The sequence below is a fragment of the Ideonella livida genome, assembly GCF_010499455.1.
In the GTDB taxonomy this organism is placed as follows: Bacteria; Pseudomonadota; Gammaproteobacteria; order Burkholderiales; family Burkholderiaceae_C; genus Ideonella; species Ideonella livida.
This window is the reverse complement of the sequence record NZ_JAAGOH010000002.1, coordinates 116,077-134,461: the sequence shown is the minus strand read 5'-3', so window position 1 is coordinate 134,461 and position 18,385 is coordinate 116,077. Positions and strand designations below refer to the sequence as shown.

Here is an 18,385-nt window from a genome sequence, read left to right as displayed (position 1 = left end):
GGAGAGGAGGGGGTGCGGGCTGGGTGGGGTCTCGTCAGGCCGGCTCAGGCCAGTTGTGGGTCAGTCGGGCCAACCGTTCCAGCTCCCGGTCGCGGATGCCCTCGTCACGCAGGCACTGGACCGTAGCGCGCACATAGGCCAGGGTGCTCCCCCGCTCGCCTCGGGCCTGGGCCAGCACCTGCCGCAGGGCCACATCGTCCATGTGGGGCGCTAGGTAAGGGCTGTCCGGCGGCAGGGTGAAACCCAGCGCGCGTACCTGGCCCTGCGGCGTCTGGCAGGCCAACCAGCGCGGCTCGTACACCGCCATGGGCATCTCACGCGCCCACAGCCGGGGCAGCTCCGTTTGGGCCCGGGCGGCGTCCAACCGGTACGCCCGGCCCAGACAGCACCCCCCGCGCAGCAGTGCGCACACCAGCCCGGGTCGCGACGGCGTGCCCCGGTACAACACCGAGCGCATCCGCAGCGCCCGGTGCCAGCCCGCCACCCTTGCCGGCCGCGCCTCGTCGGCCTTAAACGCAGGGGACCAGATCAGCGAGGCATAGCCAAACACCCACAAGGGTGCCTGCTCACCCCACTCACGGCGGATGCGGGCCAGGCTGGTGTCGGGGTCGGTGCAGGGCCGCAGGCGGGGCGGGGCCATGGCGGGGCAAGGGGCGGGCGGCGGGGCAGCGCAAGGCATGGCGGGTGAATTGTGGCTTTGGAGCGGCCAGGTGTCACACGCCGATGTCACCGGTCGGACACATAGGCGGGACTCACATGCCGGCCTCACACACCGGTGCCACACGCTGCTAGCTACCCCGTTTGGCATGCGACGAGACCCCAAGCTTTCTGCATTGCGAGCCTATCAACGCCCTGTTAGCGTGCGCCCCTGCGCAATGTCTACATCAGGGAGTTTTCATGTCCACCCATTCCACCCGAGGGCCATCCAAAGTTTCCTCGTCCCGTGGCCTGTTCACCGTTCTGGCGGCCGCCGTTTGGGCCTCCTGCGTGGCAACTGCCCAAGCGGCCGGCGTTGCCCCCAATTCCGGCAGGCTGACGGATACCGGCATCACCGCCCAGCAGTGCTACGCCGCCGGCAGCAACACTCTGGTGAGTTGCCGCAGCAAAGCGGCCAAACAACTCAACCGCCACCAAGACGGCATGATCGGGCGTGACGTGGACGACCGGGCCGGCCTGCGGGGGCGCCTGGGCTTTTACTACAGCAAGATTGGTACAGATGGCCGCGCTCTGCCGGTGGAAGCCACCGAATGGTCGTGCGTCAAAGACAAGATCACTGGACTGATGTGGGACGTTCAACGCGGCAAGTTCGGTACTTACACCAACTGGGGTGACAGACGAGCAGGTGATGCTAGCGTGATTGTGGCGTCCGTCAATGCGGCCGGCCTGTGCGGTCACAAGGATTGGCGCCTGCCTACGGCCCTTGAACTGCAAAGCTTGGTGGACTATGGCGTTGAGGCTTTTGAGTCCGACCAAAATGTCACCATTGATGCTGCCTTCTTTCCCGGCACTTGGCATGGACCTTCCTACTCCTCCAACGTCTACTGGACATCGTCTCCAGTGGTGGATTTCCCCGACGGGGCTTGGAGCGTCGATTTCAAGACTGGCTATGTCACTGGCGACTACTCCCGCAGCGACAGCTTTCATGTGCGATTGGTCCGGGTGTCAGAAGGAAATTGAGCCTGCATCGGATTGGTTCGAAGGTTATCTGTTGGCCTCTGAATTCCCTTCCCTTCCTCCAGTTGACCATGATGTACCGAGCAGCACCTTGAAAACTGGGTGTGACACCACTGAGACGGTGACATTGCCTTAAGCGCTGCTTGAGCTGAGGCCCAGTTACTTGGACGCGCTCTGCGAATTGTCCAGATCCTCAAATTACCACCCACTCAGGGAGACTGAGCATGATCAATTCCTTCGCCCCGTTGGGGTCACAAGCCAATTCCGCCCCGGCTCGGCAAGCTGCTGACCTACGCCAGGGCAAGCAGTGGGCAGCTTCCTTGGCAGCCATGCTGTTGCCTCTGGTGATGGGTGCTGTGCCCGCAACCTCCCAAGCCCAAGTCCGTTACACCGTTTCACCGGACGGCACCGAGATAGCCGACAGCCTCACTCGCTTGGCGTGGCGCCGTTGCGCTGAAGGCCAGCAGTGGGATGGCGGTACCTGCACCGGTACGGCCGCCAAATTTAATCACGAGCAGGCCTTGGCCCACGCCGGCACGCAAACAGGTTGGCGTTTGCCGAATGTGAAAGAACTGGCCAGCTTGGTCGATCACAATCGCAGTGTCCCTGCCATTAATACGGCGATTTTCCCCGCGACACCTTCGTTGTGGTTTTGGTCTTCGTCGCCGAGGGTGGGCTATCCCGACGCCGTATGGGGCGTCAATTTCAGCGACGGCATAGTTTTCGAAGTTGGGCGTGACTACAGTTCTGGCCATGTTCGCTTGGTGCGGGCGGAGTCAGGCCGTTGAGGACTTGGCGGCGTCAACATTGAAGTGCAACACCGTGCCCCGGACCATTTGGCTGCTCGAGTCGCCTGAGCCTTGATGATTTCCGTGTACACCTCGGTGGGCGTTCGGGAGTCGAGGAACTATCGGGCGCAGTCGTTGAACATGGCTTCGATGTAGGCCAGCTTCGGCGGCGTCAGATCGACAGGTTGGCGCCCTTGTGAAACCCCCGGACGGTCCACTTCAGGAGTTGCGCGCTTTGGCGGCGGCACGGGCTGCACGCTCTCAGGCCCCTGAGGCGGCGTTCGGTGCCCTTGAAACAGGCCGCGACGCAGGCTGTCATCGTGGGCAGGCGCAACTGCCTGCCCTTGGCCACGGAAGTCAGCCGGGCCATCCTCAAGGATTGGGAGCGCTTGTCGCATTCAGGCCGCTCATGCACCCGTTTCGGGACACATCTCCTTTCGGGCGGGCTGGCATCCACGCTGAGCTGTTTGGCGAATGAGCACGCTGGGTCAGTGCCCGGCGGCGGACCTGGCTTGCACCAGCGCTCAGGTCTTGGGCGCTGGCCGTGTCAAGTTGCGGTCTGACAGCGGCGCCATCGGTGCAACATGATGCGGGCATGGAACGCGAGCCGCTCATCCACCTGTTGCGTCAGCATCGGCCGGTGTTGGTCGAGCGTTTTGGCGTTCAGCGCTTGGCGCTGTTTGGCAGCTTGGCCCGTGGCACGTCCCGCCCGGGCTGTGACGTGGATGTGCTGGTGGACTTTGGCGGCCCGGCCTCGCCCGAAGCTAGTTTCGGTGCGCAGGTTCATTTGGAAGACCTGCTAGGCCAGGCTGTGGACCTGGTGACTGAGCGTGCCTTGCGCCCGCGACTCAGAGCCTGTGTCGAGCACGATGCCATTGCCATCGGGTGAGCGGGCTTTGCGGACATGTCCGGGAGTCAGGGCCGCGCTTGGCGACCGTCTGCTCCCCCACCGCGCTCAAAACAAAAAATATCGCTGCGCCATGGGCAGCACGGTGGCGGGTTCGCAGGTGAGCAGCACGCCGTCGGCGCGCACGGCGTAGGTCTGGGCGTCGATCTCCATCACCGGGGCGTAGTGGTTGTGCACCATGGCGGCCTTGTTGACGGTGCGGCAGCCCTTCACGGCGGCCACGCGCTTGCGCAGGCCGTAGCGTTCGGCCATGCCCCCGGCCAAAGCGGCTTGGCTGACAAAGCTGAGTGAGCCCCGGGCCAGGGCGCCGCCAAAGCTGCCGAACTGGGGGCGGTAGTGCACCGGCTGCGGGGTGGGGATGCTGGCGTTGGGGTCGCCCATGGCGGCCATGGCAATGAAGCCGCCTTTCATCACCAGGCTGGGCTTGACGCCGAAGAAGGCGGGCTTCCAGAACACCAGGTCGGCCCATTTGCCCACCTCGATGCTGCCCACCTCGTGGCTGATGCCGTGGGCCAGCGCCGGGTTGAGGGTGAGCTTGGCGATGTAGCGCTTGAGGCGGGCGTTGTCGCTGCGCGCCGGGTCGTCGGGCAACTTGCCGCGCTGGGCCTTCATTTTGTGGGCGGTCTGCCAGCAGCGGATGATCACCTCGCCCACCCGGCCCATGGCCTGGCTGTCGGAGCTGAACATGCTGATCGCGCCCAGGTCGTGCAGGATGTCCTCGGCGGCGATGGTTTCGCGGCGGATGCGGCTCTCGGCAAAGGCCAGGTCTTCGGCAATGCTGGCGTCCAGGTGGTGGCACACCATCAGCATGTCCAGGTGCTCGTCCAGCGTGTTGACGGTGTACGGGCGCGTGGGGTTGGTGGAGGAGGGCAGCACTTCTGGCAAGCCCACCACCTTCATGATGTCCGGCGCGTGACCGCCGCCGGCGCCTTCGGTGTGGAAGCTGTGGATGGTGCGGCCCTTGAAGGCGGCGATGGTGTCTTCCACGAAGCCGCTCTCGTTGAGCGTGTCGGTGTGGATGGCGACCTGGGTGTCGGTCTCCTCGGCCACGCTCAGGCAGCAGTCGATGGCGGCCGGGGTGGTGCCCCAGTCCTCGTGCAGCTTCAGGCCGATGGCGCCGGCGTCAATTTGCTGGCGCAGCGCGTCAGGCCGGCTGGCGTTGCCCTTGCCCAGAAAGCCGATGTTCATGGCAAAGGCGTCGGCCGCTTGCAGCATGCGGGCGATGTTTTCGGGCCCCGGGGTGCAGGTGGTGGCAAAGGTGCCGGTGGCCGGGCCGGTGCCGCCGCCGATCATGGTGGTCACGCCCGAGCTGAGCGCTTCCTCGATCTGCTGCGGGCAGATGAAGTGGATGTGGGTGTCGATGGCGCCAGCGGTGACGATCATCCCTTCGGCGGCCACGATCTCGGTGCCCGGGCCGATGACGATGTCCACACCCGGCTGCACGTCGGGGTTGCCGGCCTTGCCGATGGCCACGATGCGTGAGCCCTTCAGGCCGATGTCGGCCTTGACGATGCCCCAGTGGTCCAGGATGGTGGCGTTGGTGATGACGCAGTCGCAGGCTTCATGGGCGCCTGGGCCGTTGGGCACCTGGCTCTGGCCCATGCCGTCGCGGATGGTCTTGCCGCCGCCGAATTTCACTTCTTCGCCGTAGCCGCCGGCACGCAGCGTGTAGTCGGCCTCCACCTCCAGGATCAGGTCGGTGTCGGCCAGGCGCAGGCGGTCGCCCACGGTGGGGCCGAACATTTCGGCGTAGGCGCGTTTGTCGATCTTGGCCATGTCAGAGCGCTCCTTGCACCAGACCGCGGAAGCCGTACACGGTGCGCGTGCCGGCCAGGTCCACCAGCTCCACGGTGCGCTGCTGCCCCGGCTCAAAGCGCACGGCGGTGCCGCTGGCGATGTTCAGCCGCATGCCGCGGGCGGCGGCGCGGTCAAAGCGCAGGCCGGCGTTGGTCTCGGCAAAGTGGTAGTGCGAGCCCACTTGAATGGGCCGGTCGCTGGCGTTCTCCACCACCAGGGTGGTGGTGCGGCGGCCGGGGTTGAGGTCGAGGTCGCCCTCGTCGGTGAACAGTTCGCCAGGGATCATGAGGGGCTCCGTCGGCCTCAGGCCCACAGCAGGGACAGGCCCCAGGCGGCCGAGCCCAGGCCGGCCAGGGTGCTGAGGCCACGGTGGCCGCGGCGCATCAGGGTGCCCAGGCCCAGGCCGGCGGCCTGCAGCGCCACGGTGGTGAGCACCATGCCGGCCAGCGCAGCGGCGCCGCTGAGCTCGGCACCGTGGGCGGCCCCGTGGAACAGGGCAAAGGTCCCCACCAGCGCCAAGCCCGCAGTGCCGGGCACCACGCGGCGGGCGGCCACCAGCAGGCCCATCACCAGCACCGAGACGGCAATCATCGGCTCCACGGCCGGCAGGCTCAGGCCGGCAGCGGCCAGGCAGGCCCCCAGCAGCAGCATGGCGACAAAGCCGAGGGGCGCCGTCCACTGCGCCGACCGGGCGGTCAGGGCACTCCACACGCCGACCGCCACCATGGCCACCAAGTGGTCCACGCCGGTCAAGGGGTGCAGCAGGCCTTCAGCCAGGCCGTGGTGCTGGCCCGCGTCTGCACCGACATGCGCCCAGCTCAGGCTGGGAAGCGCCAAAGCGGCGCAGATCAGGCCAGAACGGATCTTGGAATTCATGGGATTCGCCTCGTTTTGGTGCGTGTTAGGGGGTCATGCAATGGGTTGGTGCACAGTCACCAGCTTGGTGCCATCCGGGAAGGTGGCCTCCACCTGGATCTCCGGGATCAACTCGGCCACACCGTCCATCACCTGGTGACGGCTGAGGACCGTTTTGCCCTCGCTCATCAGGGCGGCCACGGTCTTGCCGTCGCGGGCGCCTTCCATGATGGCGGCGGTGACCAGGGCCACCGCCTCGGGGTAATTGAGCTTCAGTCCACGGGCCAGGCGGCGCTCAGCCAACAGGGCAGCGGTGAAGATCAGCAGTTTGTCTTTCTCGCGGGGGGTCAGTTCCATCCGGTTCTCCTGGGGCGGCGGGCGCAAGCTGGCCGCCGGGCCTGCAGCAGCAAGGGCGATGCCAAGCCGTGGCTTCCACGCCCCTGGGATCAACCCCGAGGGCGACGGACTCGGTTACAACACGGTTTCCAAGGCAAGATGGAACAGAAGCCGCTACAGGCCTGCTGTTCCGGTAAGCGAGCCCCCAGTGAATCCCCAAGAAAAGACCCGCCCCACGACACGCAACCCGGACTGGTGGCGCGGTGCCGTCATCTACCAGATCTACCCCCGCAGCTTTGCCGACACCAATGGCGACGGGGTGGGCGACCTGCCCGGCATCACCGCCCACCTGGACCATGTGGCCCGGTTGGGGGTCGATGCCATCTGGATCTCGCCCTTCTTCAAGAGTCCCATGAAGGACTTCGGCTACGACGTGGCCGATTACCGGGAGATCGATCCGCTCTTTGGCACGCTGGCCGACTTCGACGTCTTGCTGGCACGGGCCCATGCCCTGGGCCTGAAGGTCATCATCGACCAGGTGCTCTCGCACACCTCGGACCAGCACGCCTGGTTCCAGGAAAGCCGGGGCAGCCGTGACAACCCGCGCGCCGACTGGTATGTGTGGGCCGATCCGCGGCCCGACGGCAGCCCACCCAACAACTGGCTGAGCGTGTTTGGCGGCAGCGCCTGGCAGTGGGACAGCCGGCGCCGCCAGTATTACCTGCACAGCTTTCTGGCCAGCCAGCCGGACCTGAACTTCCACAACCCGCGGGTGCAGGCGGCGCTGATCGCCGAGGTGCGTTTCTGGTGCGAGCGCGGGGTGGATGGCTTCCGTTTTGATGCTTGCAACCACCAGTTCCACGATGCCCAGCTGCGTGACAACCCCGCGGCCAGCAGTGGCGAGCAGGGCAGTGTGAGCACGGTGCGGCCGGACAACCCTTACGCCATGCAACGCCATTTGCATGACAAGAGCCAGCCCGAAAACCTGATCTTCCTGGAGAAGCTGCGGCGCATGCTGGACCTGTACGGCGCAGCCAGCGTGGGTGAAGTGGGCGATGAGAACGCGCCGCCGCTGATGGCCGCCTACACCGAGCACGGCCGCCGCCTGCACATGGCCTACAGCTTCTCGCTGCTCACCCGGGACGGCAGCGCCCGCCACATCCGCCATCAGGTCGAGGCGCTGGAGCGTGCGCTGTCGCAGACCCAGGGCTGGGGCTGCTGGGCGCTGAGCAACCATGACGTGCCCCGCGTGGCCACCCGCTGGTCGCCGCAGGGCGCTCCTGTGGAGCCGCTGACCCGCACCCTGCTGGCCCTGCTGCTGAGCCTGCGCGGCAGCGTGAGCCTGTACCAGGGTGAAGAGCTGGGCCTGCCCGAGGCTGACATTCCCTACGAGCGCTTGCAGGATCCCTACGGCCTGGCCTTCTGGCCGGAGTTCAAGGGGCGTGACGGCTGCCGCACGCCCATGCCCTGGGTGCCCGATGCCGACCACGCCGGTTTCTGCGCGCCCGGCGCCACACCCTGGCTGCCGCTGGGTGACGGCCATGCCGAGCGGGCGGTGGCCCAGCAGGATGGCGAGGCCTGGAGCACGCTGGCCTTCACCCGCCGCGTGCTGGCCTGGCGCCGGCAGGAGGCCCGCCTGCGCGTGGGCGACCTGCAGTTCCATGACGCGCCGGAGCCGGTGCTGCTGCTGGAGCGCCGCATGCCCCAGGACAGCCGTTCGCTCCTGCTGGCCTTCAACCTGGGGCCGGAGCCGGTCAACCTGCGCTTGCCCGCCTCCTTGCCCGACCTGGTGCCGGTGGCGGATGCGCCCCTGCCTTCGCCCGTGGAGCTGAGCGAGGGCGAGGAGCCCCGTGCCCGCCCGGGCGAGCGCTGGTGGCACCTGCCCCCCTTCGGCATGGCCCTGGCCGAGACCGAAGACACCCTGATGCTCGACTTCGACTGAACAAGGCGGTTTCCGGATGGCCCCTGCTCCCCGTCAAGCCCAGGCGCCTGCCGCCTGGCTGCCCGCTGCCCCTGCGGAAGATGACCTGGCCGCGCTGCTGCAGGCCCGTCACGGCAATCCCTTCGGCGTGCTGGGACCCCACCGCGTGGCCGGGGGCTGGGCGGTCCGGGTGATGCTGCCGGGGGCCTGGGCGGTGCAGGCCGTGGCCGCCACACCAGGGGCCACTGGCGATGCGGCCGAGGTGCTGGCCCCCCTGCAGACGGTGCCGGGCACTGCCCTGTGGTGCGGCATGCTGCCCGGCCGGGCCGAGGACGGGCCTCCGGCCTACCGTCTGCACATCGACTGGGGCGAACAGGCCCAGCCGCGCTGGCAGACCCTGCACGACGCCTACGCCTACGGCCCGCAACTGCGCGAGGCGGACCTGTGGCTGCTGGCCGAAGGCTCGCACCTGCGCCCCTACGAGGCGCTGGGCGCCCACCCGCTGGTGGTGGGGCCGCAGGGGCAGGGCGTGGGCGGCGTGCGTTTTGCCGTCTGGGCGCCGTCGGCCCGGCGGGTCTCGGTGGTGGGTGATTTCAACGGCTGGGACGGCCGGCGCCACGCCATGCGCCACCACCCGGCCAGCGGGGTGTGGGAGATCTTCGTGCCCGACATTGGCGAGGGCGCGCGCTACAAATTCGAGCTGCTGGGCGCCGACGGCCGCCTGCGCCTGAAGGCCGATCCCTACGCCAACCAGGGCGAGCTGAGGCCGGCCACCGCCTCGGTGGTGCGCCGCCTGCCGGCCGGGCGAGCCAGCCGTGAAGACCGCCGCCGCGCCAACGCGCTGGACGCCCCCATCAGCTGCTACGAGGTGCACCTGGGTGCCTGGCGCCGCCGCGTCGATGGCGGCTGGCTCAGCTGGGCCGAGCTGGCCGAGCAGCTCATCCCGTATGCCGCCGGCCTGGGCTTCACCCACCTGGAGCTGCTGCCGGTGCAGGAGCACCCGTTTGACGGCTCCTGGGGCTACCAGCCCACCGGCCTGTACGCGCCCACCGTGCGTTACGGCGAGCCCGAGGGCTTTGCCGCCTTTGTGGACGCCGCCCATGCCGCCGGCCTGGGCGTGATCCTGGACTGGGTGCCGGCGCACTTCCCCAGTGACGAGCACGGCCTGGCGCAGTTTGACGGCACCGCGCTCTACGAGCACCAGGACCCGCGCGAGGGCTACCACCCCGACTGGAACACGCTGATCTACAACTTCGGTCGCACCGAGGTGCGCAACTTCCTGATCGGCAACGCGCTGTACTGGATCGAGCGCTACGGCATGGACGGCCTGCGGGTGGACGCGGTGGCCAGCATGCTCTACCGCGACTACAGCCGCGGCCCGGGCCAGTGGGTGCCCAACCGCCACGGCGGGCGTGAGAACCTGGAGGCCATCGACTTCCTGCGCCGGCTCAACCACACCATTGGCGTGGAGCGGCCTGAGGCCGTCATGATCGCCGAGGAGAGCACCTCCTTTCCTGGTGTCAGCCGCCCGCCTTCGCCCGATCTGCAGGGCGGTGGCCTGGGTTTCCACTACAAATGGAACATGGGCTGGATGAACGACACCCTGCGCTACATGGCGCGTGAGGCCGTGCACCGGCCCTGGCACCAGGACGAGCTGCGCTTCTCGCTGATGTACGCCTTCAACGAGAACTTCGTGCTCCCGCTTTCGCACGACGAGGTGGTGCACGGCAAGGGCTCGATGCTCCGCAAGATGCCCGGCGACGACTGGCAGCGCTTTGCCAACCTGCGCGCCTACTACGGCTACCTGTGGGGCCACCCGGGCAAGAAGCTGCTGTTCATGGGTTGCGAGTTCGGCCAGTGGAACGAATGGAGCGAGCAGCGCGGCCTGGATTGGCACTTGCTGGAGCAGGCCCCGCATGCCGGCGTGCAACGCCTGGTGCGGGACCTGAACAACGTGCTGCGCCACTTCCCGGCGCTGCACCAGCAGGATGTGTCGCCCGAGGGCTTCCGCTGGATCCGCCATGACGATGCCGCGCACTCGGTGCTGGCCTTCGAGCGCCGCGCCGCCGATGGCAGCCGGGTGGTGGTCATCAGCCACTTCACCCCGGTGGTGCGCCACGGCTACCGCCTGGGCCTGCCCCAGGCCGGCCGCTGGCGCGAGGTCATCAACACCGACCTGGCCATCTACGGCGGCTCCGGCGTGGGCTCCGGCGAGCTGCACACCGCGGACATCCCGTGCGACGGCTGGCCGCAGTCCGTCAGCCTGACGCTGCCGCCCCTGGCCACGCTGATGCTGGTGTGCGATGCGCCGGCCGTGCCGCTGGCCGAAGCCAGCGGGGCGGCGCGTGAGGAGGTGGTTCAAGACAACTTGGAGGTGGCCGCTAGCCCGTTTACCCCGCCCAGCCCTTCGGTCAAGGATGGCGATGCCTGATTTCCCGGCCCCCACCGCCCGGTGTGGCGCGCTCCCACCGGCCGATCCGCTGGCGCTGGGCGCCACGCTGCGCCCGGACGGCGTGGGCGTGGCCGTGTGGGCGCCCGAGGCCCGGGTGGTGTGGCTGTGCACCTTTGACGACGCCGGCCGCACCGAGCAGGCGCGCCACCGGCTGCAGCCCGACGGACAGGGCGTGTGGCACGGCCTGCTGCCCACGGCGCTGGGCGGCCGCCCCGGGCTGGTCTACGGCTACCGGGCCGAGGGCCCCTGGGCGCCGGCCCAGGGGCTGCGCTTCAACCCGCAGCGCCTGCTGCTGGACCCTTACGCCACCGAAGTGGTGGGCGCCTACCGCGCGGCGGATCACGGCGCCGGGTTGGACATCCACCTGGGCCACGACCCGGCCGACCCCTCCCGCCCGCACCCGCAGGACAACGCCCCCGCCGCCCCCAAGGCCCGCGTCACCGTGCCCGCCCCCGTGGCCCGGCCGCCGCGTTGCCCGGTGCCCCCGGCACAGCGCGTGGTGGCCGAGGTGCATGTGCAGGCCGCCACCGCGCGCCACCCCGGGGTGCCGGCAGCGCTGCGCGGCACCTATGCGGGCTTGGCGCATCCCGTGATGATCGAGCACTGGCGCCGCCTGGGCGTCACCACGCTGGAGCTGCTGCCGCTGATGCAGCGCGCCGACGAAGCCCGTTTGCAGGGCTTGGGCCTGCGCAACCACTGGGGCTACAACACCCTGGCCTTCTTTGCCGCCGAGCCGCGCTATGCCAGCGGGCAGGGCGGTCTGAGCCCCGCCGAGGAGCTGCGCCAGGCCTTGGCCACGCTGCGCGAGGCCGGCTTTGAGCTGTGGCTGGACGTGGTCTTCAACCACACGGCCGAGACCGACGCCTGGGGCCCCACCCTCAGCTGGCGCGGCTTGGGCAACCGGCAGTGGTACCGCCTGCCGCCCGATGACCTGGCGGGCTACCAGAACTGGGCCGGCTGCGGCAATGTGCTGCACCTGGGCCAGCCCATGGTGCTGCGCTTTGTGATGGACGCGCTGCGCCATTGGGTCACGCACTACGGCATCGACGGCTTCCGCTTTGACCTGGCCAGCGTGCTGGCGCGCGGCAGCGATGGCCGCTTTGATGCCGGCGGCGCCTTCTTCGCCGCCCTGCAGGCCGACCCGTTGCTGCGCCGCTGCGCCTGGGTGGCCGAGCCCTGGGACCTGGGACCTGACGGCTACCAGCCGGGGGCCTACCCGCCCGGCTGGCTGGAGTGGAATGACCGCAGCCGCGACACCCTGCGCGCCGCCTGGCTGCGCCCGGGCGACGCCCGCGGCCAGCGCAGCGAGCTGGCCACCCGCCTGGCAGGCTCCAGCGACCGGTTTGCCCAGGCGCTGGGCCTGCCGCGCACGCCGCTGGCCAGCGTCAACTTCCTGACCGCGCACGACGGCTTCACCCTGCGCGACCTGGTCAGCTTCAACGAGCGCCACAACCACGCCAACGGCGAGCACAACCGCGACGGCCACCACGACAACCTGAGCTGGAACGCCGGCGCCGAAGGCCCCACCACCGACGCGGGCGTGCTGGCGCTGCGTGCCCGCCTGCAGCGTGGCCTGCTGGCCACCCTGCTGCTGTGCCGGGGCACGCCCATGCTGCTGGGCGGTGACGAGCTGGGACACAGCCAGCGCGGCAACAACAACGCTTACTGCCAGGACAACGCCCTCACCTGGTGGGACTGGGACGGCGCCGACCCCGATCTGCTGGCCTTTGCCACCCGCCTGCTGGCGCTGCGCCGGGACGAGCCGGCCCTGCACGACGCCTGCTGGCTCACCGGTCAGCCCGACCCGGCCCAGCCGGATGGCGCGCCCGACGTGGCCTGGGCCGCGGCCGATGGCCACCCGCTGGCCGCTGCCGACTGGCACCACCCCACCGCGCGCCACCTGCGTGTGCACCTGCTGCCGCCGGCCGGGCAGGGCGAGGCCCTGCTGCTGCTCAACCCCGATGCCCTGGACCTGAGCGCCGCCTTGCCGGCGCCCCGGCGCGGCAGCCACTGGTGGTGCCGGCTGGACAGCGCCCAGCCCCGTGGCCAGGGCCCGTGCGACCCGCGGCAGGCGGGCGACCTGCCGCTGCCCGGCCGCAGCGTGCAGGTGTGGACCAGCCAGCCGCCGCCTGGCGCGCCGTTGCCCCTCCCGCCTCGTCACCTTTCCCCAGAACCGCTTCCTTGATCCGCGACACCCAAACCAACGACCCTGGAGACCTGCGATGAACCTCAACCACAGCGCACAGACCCGTCATCTCGCCCGTCGCACCCTGGCCCTGGTGCTGGCCGGTGGCCGCGGCTCGCGGCTGATGTCCCTGACCGACCGCCGCGCCAAGCCGGCGGTGCACTTCGGCGGCAAGTTCCGCATCATCGACTTCGCGCTGTCCAACTGCATCAACTCGGGCATGCGCCGCATCGGTGTCATCACCCAGTACAAGAGCCACTCGCTGCTGCGCCACCTGCAGCGCGGCTGGAGCTTCATGCGCAACGAGATGGGCGAGTTCGTCGACCTGCTGCCCGCCCAGCAGCGCGTGGACGAGGACACCTGGTACCGCGGCACGGCGGACGCCATCTGGCAGAACATGGACATCATCCGCAACTCCACCCCGCCGGAGTACGTGGTGATCCTGGCCGGCGACCACATCTACAAGATGGACTACTCGGTCATGCTGGCCGACCATGTGGAAAGCGGGCGCGGCGTCACCGTGGGCTGCATCGAGGTGCCGCGTGAGGACGCCAAGGGCTTCGGCGTCATGGCCATCAACGGCGAGCGCCACATCACCAGCTTTGTCGAGAAGCCGGCCGACCCACCGGCCATGCCCGGCAACCCGGAGGTGTCGCTGGCCAGCATGGGCATCTACATCTTCACGGCCGAGTACCTGTTCCGCCTGCTCAACGAAGACGCGGCCGACCCCAGCTCCAGCCACGACTTTGGCAAGGACCTGATCCCCAAGGCCGTGCGCGAGCAGCAGGCCTTTGCCCATCCGTTCTCCATCTCCGCCATCGCCAACCCGCCGTATTCCCGCGCCTACTGGCGCGACGTGGGCACGGTGGACGCCTACTGGGCCGCCAACCTCGACCTGGCCAGCACCACGCCCGAGCTGAACATGTACGACCGGGACTGGCCCATCTGGACCTACCAAGAGCAGTTGCCGCCGGCCAAGTTCGTCCATGACGAGGGTGAGCGCGTGGGGCAGGCCATCAACAGCCTGGTCTCCGGCGGCTGCATCGTCTCAGGTGGCACGGTGCGTGACTCGGTGCTCTTCTCCAACGTGCTGGTGCGCTCCTACAGCCAGGTCGAGCGCGCGGTGGTGCTGCCCGATGTGCACATCGGCCGCCACTGCCGCCTGAAGAACGTGGTGATCGACCGGCGCTGCAAGCTGCCCGAAGGCCTGGTGGTGGGGGAGGACGCCGAGCTGGACGCCAAGCGCTTCTACCGCAGCCCGGGCGGCGTGGTGCTGGTCACCCGCGACATGCTCAGCCGGCTTTGATGCCCCCTCAATCCCCGTTGCCAGGAGTTCCCACGATGCGCGTGCTGCAGGTCTGCGCCGAGATCTTTCCCCTGCTCAAGACCGGCGGTCTGGCCGATGTGGCCGGTGCCCTGCCGCCCGCGCTGGCCGCCGCCGGCGTGGACTGCCGCGTGCTGCTGCCCGGCTTCTCGGCCATCCTGGCCGGCCTGACCGACCCGGTGGCCGTGGGCGAGCTGCCCCCGCGCGCCGGCGTACCCGGCGCACGCCTGCTCTATGGCCACCTGCCCGCCGTGGGCGTCAACGCCTATGTGGTGGACGCCCCCGCGCTCTACCAGCGGGAGGGTGGCCCCTACGCCGATGCACGCCAGCAGCCCTTCGGGGACAACCACCTGCGCTTTGCCCGCCTGGGCTGGGCCGTGGCCGACCTGGCCCTGGGGGCCGACAGCTGGTGGCGGCCCGAGCTGGTGCATGCCCATGACTGGCATGCCGGGCTGGCCCCCGCCTGCCTCAAGGCCACCCAGGCCCCGGCGGCCAGTGTCTTCACCATCCACAACCTGGCCTACCAGGGGGCCTTTGCGCCCCACCATTTCGGTGACCTGGCCCTGCCGCAGCATTTCTTCGACGTGCACGGCGTGGAGGCCCACGGCGCGCTCAACTTCATGAAGGCCGGCCTGTACTACGCCGACCGCATCACCACCGTCAGCCCCAGCTACGCCGGTGAGATCCAGGGGCCGGAACAGGGCATGGGCCTGGACGGTCTGCTGCGCACACGCGGTGCCGTGCTGCACGGCATCCTCAACGGGGTGGATCCGGCGGTATGGAACCCGAGTGCCGACCCCCTGATCGCCCACCCCTACGACGCCCGCAAGCTCATCGGCAAGACCCGCAACAAGGCCGCGCTGCAGCAAACCCTGGGCCTGGAGCAGAAGCCCGACGCCCCTCTGTTCGTGGTCATCAGCCGGCTCACCGAGCAGAAGGGCCTGCACCTGGTCTTGCACGCGGTGCCCCGGCTGGTGGAGCGCGGCGCGCAGTTTGCGCTGCTGGGCTCGGGCGATGCGGGCATGGAAGCTGCCTTCCGTGACCTGGCCAGCTGCTGGCCGGCCGCAGTGGCGGTGCGTCTGGGCTATGACGAAGCCTTTGCGCACCAGTTGGTGGCCGGCGGCGACGTCATCATGGTGCCCTCACGTTTTGAACCCTGCGGCCTGACCCAGCTCTACGGCCTGAAGTACGGCACGCTGCCGCTGGTGCGGCGCGTGGGCGGCCTGGCCGACACCGTCACCGACACCAGCCTGGAGAATTTGGACGATGGCAGCGCCACCGGCTTCGTTTTCCAGGACTTCCATGAGGACGCCATGGACGTGGCCATCCGCCGCGCCCTGGCCCTGTACCGCCGCAAAACCGACTGGAAGACCGTGCAGCGCCACGCCATGGCCCGCCGCCACGATTGGGACGTGGCCGCCCAGGCCTATGCCGGCGTGTACCGCGCCGCGCTGGGACGCTGAGCGGCGCCCCGGCGCTGTCCACCACCGCACACACGGCCACCTCTCGCCACACCGGGGCGTCAGACCCCGGGTCCCTCCCTGAGACATCCACCCACATCCCCACGCCAGACACTGCGAGCCCCACGATGGACCTCACCCAGTTCGAACACGAGTACGACCACCTGGCCAACGACGTGGCCGCGTTCAAGCGCAGCATCGCCAACAAGCTGATCTACCAGGTTGGCAAGGACCCCATCTCCGCCCGGCCCGACGACTGGCTGCACGCCGCCGCCTATGCCGTGCGCGACCACCTGGTCGGCCGCTGGATGAAGACCACCCGCGCCCAGTACGCGCAGGACGTCAAGCGCGTGTACTACCTCTCCATGGAGTTCCTGATCGGCCGCGCCTTCAGCAACGCCGTGCTGGCGCTGGAGCTCATGCCCACGCTGCGCCAGGCCCTCAAGGAGCTGGACGTGGACGCCGACGCCCTGTTCGACCTGGAGCCTGACGCGGCCCTGGGCAACGGCGGCCTGGGCCGGCTGGCGGCCTGCTTCCTCGATTCCATGGCCACGCTGGCCGTGCCGGGCTTTGGCTACGGCATCCGCTACGACTACGGCATGTTCCGCCAGCAGATCAAGGACGGCCGCCAGGTGGAGGCACCCGACTACTGGCTCAAGAACGGCAACCCCTGGGAGTTTCCGCGCCCCGAGGTGACCTACCGCGTGCGCTTTGGCGGCCGGGTGGAGGAGAGCGGGCTGGGCGCCACCTCGGTGGTGCGCTGGGTGGATACCGATGACGTGCTGGCCATGGCCTACGACACCATCATCCCCGGCTATGGCACCGAGGCCACCAACACCCTGCGCCTGTGGAGCGCCAAGGCCACCGAGGAGATGAACCTGCGGGCCTTCAACCAGGGCAATTACTTCGGCGCCGTGGAGAGCAAGAACCACAGTGAGAACGTCTCACGCGTGCTGTATCCGGACGACTCCACCGAGAGCGGCCGCGAGCTGCGCCTGCGCCAAGAGTATTTCTTCGTCAGCGCCAGCGTGCAGGACATGATCCACCGCTACCTGCGCAACCACACCAGCTTCGACCAACTGGCCGACAAGGTCAGCATCCACCTGAACGACACCCATCCGGTGCTGGCCATCCCCGAGCTGATGCGCGTGCTGATCGACGAGCACCGCCTGCCCTGGGACACCGCCTGGGCCCATTGCCAGAAGATCTTCAGCTACACCAACCACACGCTGATGCACGAGGCGCTGGAGACCTGGCCGCTGGAGATGTTCGGCCGCGTGCTGCCGCGCCACCTGCGCATCATCTTTGACATCAACGCCCGTTTCCTGGGCGACCTGCAGAAGACCCACGGCAACGACGTGGACCTGCTGCGCCGCGTCTCCCTCATTGACGAAAGCGGCGGCCGCCGCGTGCGTATGGCCTACCTGGCGGTGGTGACCAGCCACAGCATCAATGGCGTGTCGGCCCTGCACTCCGACCTGATGACCCAAAGCATCTTCTCGGACTTCGCCACCCTCTGGCCCGAGCGCTTCAACAACAAGACCAACGGCATCACCCCGCGCCGCTGGCTGGCGCAGGCCAACCCGGCGCTGTCCAGCCTGCTGGACAGCCGCCTGGGCCGCGGCTGGCGCCGTCATCTGGACCAGTTGGAAGGCCTGAAAGGCTCGCTGGAACTGCCGGGCTTCCTGGGGGCCTTCCGCCGCGCCAAGCGCGCCAACAAGGAACGCCTGGCCGCCGTGGTGCAAAAGCAGCTGGGCATCACCCTGAACTGCGACGCCCTGTTCGACGTGCAGGTCAAGCGCATCCACGAGTACAAGCGCCAGCTGCTGAACGTGCTGCACGTCATCACCCGCTACCAGCGCATCTTGGCCAACCCCGACGCCATGTGGGTGCCGCGCGTGGTGGTGTTTGCCGGCAAGGCCGCCTCGGCCTACCACCAAGCCAAGCTGATCATCCGGCTCATCAACGATGTGGCCAAAACCATCAACAACGACCCGCGTGTGGGCGACAAGCTCAAGGTGGTGTTCATCCCCAACTACAGCGTCAGCCTGGCCGAGGTCATCATCCCCGCCGCCGACCTGAGCGAGCAGATCAGCACCGCGGGCACCGAGGCCTCGGGCACCGGCAACATGAAGTTCGCCTTGAACGGCGCGCTCACCATCGGCACCCTCGACGGCGCCAATGTGGAGATGCGTGAGCACGTGGGCCCGGACAACATCTTCATCTTCGGCCACACCACGCCCGAGGTGGCGGCCCTGCGCGCCAAGGGCTACAGCCCGCGCGACTGGGTGGAGAAGGACGGCGAACTGGCCAATGTGCTCACCGCCATCCGCGATGGCGCCTTCAGCCCCGAGGAGCCGGGCCGCTACCAAGGCATCATCGACGCCCTGGTGAACTGGGGCGACCACTACCTGCTGCTGGCCGACTACCGCAGCTATGTGGACACCCAGGACCAGGTGGACGCCCTCTACCGCAGCGCCGACGACTGGACCCGCAAGGCCGTCCTCAACGTGGCGGGCATGGGCTTCTTCTCGTCTGATCGCACCATCGCCGAGTACGCCCACGGCATCTGGCGCAGCCCTCCGGTGTTGCTGCCGGGTCATCTGCCGCCTCAGCACTGAGCCGTCCGCCGGGTGAGGGGGGCGGCCAGGGGGTTCCTCGCCGTAGAATCCGCCCCCTTTTTTCA

14 protein-coding genes are annotated in these 18,385 nt (G+C 68.7%); 9 read left to right on the top strand and 5 right to left on the bottom strand.

Going from position 1 to position 18,385, the window contains the following annotated elements:
- Positions 1–34: 34 nt before the first annotated feature.
- A complete protein-coding gene (locus G3A44_RS02580) occupies positions 35–640 on the bottom strand; it encodes a gamma-glutamylcyclotransferase (protein ID WP_163455929.1) in 606 nt (201 codons plus the stop codon).
- A 257-nt stretch (positions 641–897) separates the two neighbouring features.
- Between G3A44_RS02580 and G3A44_RS02575 the strand changes: the two genes are divergently transcribed.
- The 3 genes from G3A44_RS02575 to G3A44_RS02565 all read left to right on the top strand — a co-directional run bounded on the left by G3A44_RS02575 (position 898) and on the right by G3A44_RS02565 (position 3,351).
- Positions 898–1,677: an Lcl C-terminal domain-containing protein gene (locus G3A44_RS02575; RefSeq protein WP_163455928.1), complete on the top strand. Its 780-nt coding sequence runs from the start codon at positions 898–900 to the stop codon at positions 1,675–1,677.
- 221 nt (positions 1,678–1,898) lie between these two features.
- Positions 1,899–2,462, top strand: a complete 564-nt coding sequence (locus G3A44_RS02570; RefSeq protein ID WP_163455927.1) for an Lcl C-terminal domain-containing protein — start codon at positions 1,899–1,901, stop codon at positions 2,460–2,462.
- A 595-nt stretch (positions 2,463–3,057) separates the two neighbouring features.
- Positions 3,058–3,351: a nucleotidyltransferase family protein gene (locus G3A44_RS02565; protein WP_163455926.1), complete on the top strand. Its 294-nt coding sequence runs from the start codon at positions 3,058–3,060 to the stop codon at positions 3,349–3,351.
- A 66-nt stretch (positions 3,352–3,417) separates the two neighbouring features.
- On the opposite strand, the gene ureC is transcribed toward G3A44_RS02565, so the two are convergent.
- From ureC to G3A44_RS02545, 4 genes are read right to left on the bottom strand one after another with little or no spacing between them, the layout of a single operon-like run.
- Complete coding sequence (gene ureC, locus G3A44_RS02560; protein ID WP_163455925.1) at positions 3,418–5,145, bottom strand: urease subunit alpha; 1,728 nt, start codon at positions 5,143–5,145, stop codon at positions 3,418–3,420.
- Between the two features lies 1 nt (position 5,146).
- Positions 5,147–5,452 (bottom strand): urease subunit beta, encoded by a 306-nt coding sequence (locus tag G3A44_RS02555; RefSeq protein ID WP_163455924.1) that lies wholly within the window; start codon positions 5,450–5,452, stop codon positions 5,147–5,149.
- 17 nt (positions 5,453–5,469) lie between these two features.
- Positions 5,470–6,042, bottom strand: coding sequence for a HupE/UreJ family protein (locus G3A44_RS02550; protein ID WP_163455923.1), 573 nt, complete (start codon positions 6,040–6,042; stop codon positions 5,470–5,472).
- A gap of 33 nt (positions 6,043–6,075) precedes the next feature.
- On the bottom strand, positions 6,076–6,378 hold the full coding sequence (locus G3A44_RS02545) for an urease subunit gamma (RefSeq protein WP_163455922.1): 303 nt from the start codon (positions 6,376–6,378) through the stop codon (positions 6,076–6,078).
- 187 nt (positions 6,379–6,565) lie between these two features.
- Between G3A44_RS02545 and G3A44_RS02540 the strand changes: the two genes are divergently transcribed.
- From G3A44_RS02540 to G3A44_RS02515, 6 genes are all read left to right on the top strand, one after another.
- Positions 6,566–8,299, top strand: coding sequence for an alpha-amylase family glycosyl hydrolase (locus G3A44_RS02540; RefSeq protein WP_310734311.1), 1,734 nt, complete (start codon positions 6,566–6,568; stop codon positions 8,297–8,299).
- A 16-nt stretch (positions 8,300–8,315) separates the two neighbouring features.
- A complete protein-coding gene (glgB, locus tag G3A44_RS02535; RefSeq protein WP_163455920.1) occupies positions 8,316–10,709 on the top strand; it encodes a 1,4-alpha-glucan branching protein GlgB in 2,394 nt (797 codons plus the stop codon).
- The gene (gene glgX, locus G3A44_RS02530) at positions 10,702–12,915 is read left to right on the top strand and encodes a glycogen debranching protein GlgX (RefSeq protein ID WP_239061661.1); all 2,214 of its coding nucleotides are present in this window, start codon (positions 10,702–10,704) and stop codon (positions 12,913–12,915) included. Before glgB ends, glgX begins: the two co-directional genes overlap by 8 nt.
- Before the next feature lie 37 nt (positions 12,916–12,952).
- Positions 12,953–14,221 carry a glucose-1-phosphate adenylyltransferase gene (glgC, locus tag G3A44_RS02525; protein WP_163455918.1) on the top strand — a complete coding sequence of 423 codons (1,269 nt, stop codon included), beginning with the start codon at positions 12,953–12,955 and terminating at the stop codon, positions 14,219–14,221.
- 35 nt (positions 14,222–14,256) lie between these two features.
- Positions 14,257–15,702: a glycogen synthase GlgA gene (gene glgA / locus G3A44_RS02520; protein WP_163455917.1), complete on the top strand. Its 1,446-nt coding sequence runs from the start codon at positions 14,257–14,259 to the stop codon at positions 15,700–15,702.
- A gap of 125 nt (positions 15,703–15,827) precedes the next feature.
- Positions 15,828–18,320: a glycogen/starch/alpha-glucan phosphorylase gene (locus tag G3A44_RS02515; protein ID WP_163455916.1), complete on the top strand. Its 2,493-nt coding sequence runs from the start codon at positions 15,828–15,830 to the stop codon at positions 18,318–18,320.
- Positions 18,321–18,385: the final 65 nt, after the last annotated feature.

Excerpts from the sequence above, each read along its gene's own strand:
- G3A44_RS02580 (WP_163455929.1), bottom strand. The coding sequence starts at position 640 with ATGGCCCCGCCCCGCCTGCGGCCCTGCACCGACCCCGACACCAGCCTG.
- G3A44_RS02575 (WP_163455928.1), top strand. The coding sequence starts at position 898 with ATGTCCACCCATTCCACCCGAGGGCCATCCAAAGTTTCCTCGTCCCGT.
- G3A44_RS02570 (WP_163455927.1), top strand. The coding sequence starts at position 1,899 with ATGATCAATTCCTTCGCCCCGTTGGGGTCACAAGCCAATTCCGCCCCG.
- G3A44_RS02565 (WP_163455926.1), top strand. The coding sequence starts at position 3,058 with ATGGAACGCGAGCCGCTCATCCACCTGTTGCGTCAGCATCGGCCGGTG.
- ureC (WP_163455925.1), bottom strand. The coding sequence starts at position 5,145 with ATGGCCAAGATCGACAAACGCGCCTACGCCGAAATGTTCGGCCCCACC.
- G3A44_RS02555 (WP_163455924.1), bottom strand. The coding sequence starts at position 5,452 with ATGATCCCTGGCGAACTGTTCACCGACGAGGGCGACCTCGACCTCAAC.
- G3A44_RS02550 (WP_163455923.1), bottom strand. The coding sequence starts at position 6,042 with ATGAATTCCAAGATCCGTTCTGGCCTGATCTGCGCCGCTTTGGCGCTT.
- G3A44_RS02545 (WP_163455922.1), bottom strand. The coding sequence starts at position 6,378 with ATGGAACTGACCCCCCGCGAGAAAGACAAACTGCTGATCTTCACCGCT.
- glgB (WP_163455920.1), top strand. The coding sequence starts at position 8,316 with ATGGCCCCTGCTCCCCGTCAAGCCCAGGCGCCTGCCGCCTGGCTGCCC.
- glgX (WP_239061661.1), top strand. The coding sequence starts at position 10,702 with ATGCCTGATTTCCCGGCCCCCACCGCCCGGTGTGGCGCGCTCCCACCG.
- glgC (WP_163455918.1), top strand. The coding sequence starts at position 12,953 with ATGAACCTCAACCACAGCGCACAGACCCGTCATCTCGCCCGTCGCACC.
- glgA (WP_163455917.1), top strand. The coding sequence starts at position 14,257 with ATGCGCGTGCTGCAGGTCTGCGCCGAGATCTTTCCCCTGCTCAAGACC.
- G3A44_RS02515 (WP_163455916.1), top strand. The coding sequence starts at position 15,828 with ATGGACCTCACCCAGTTCGAACACGAGTACGACCACCTGGCCAACGAC.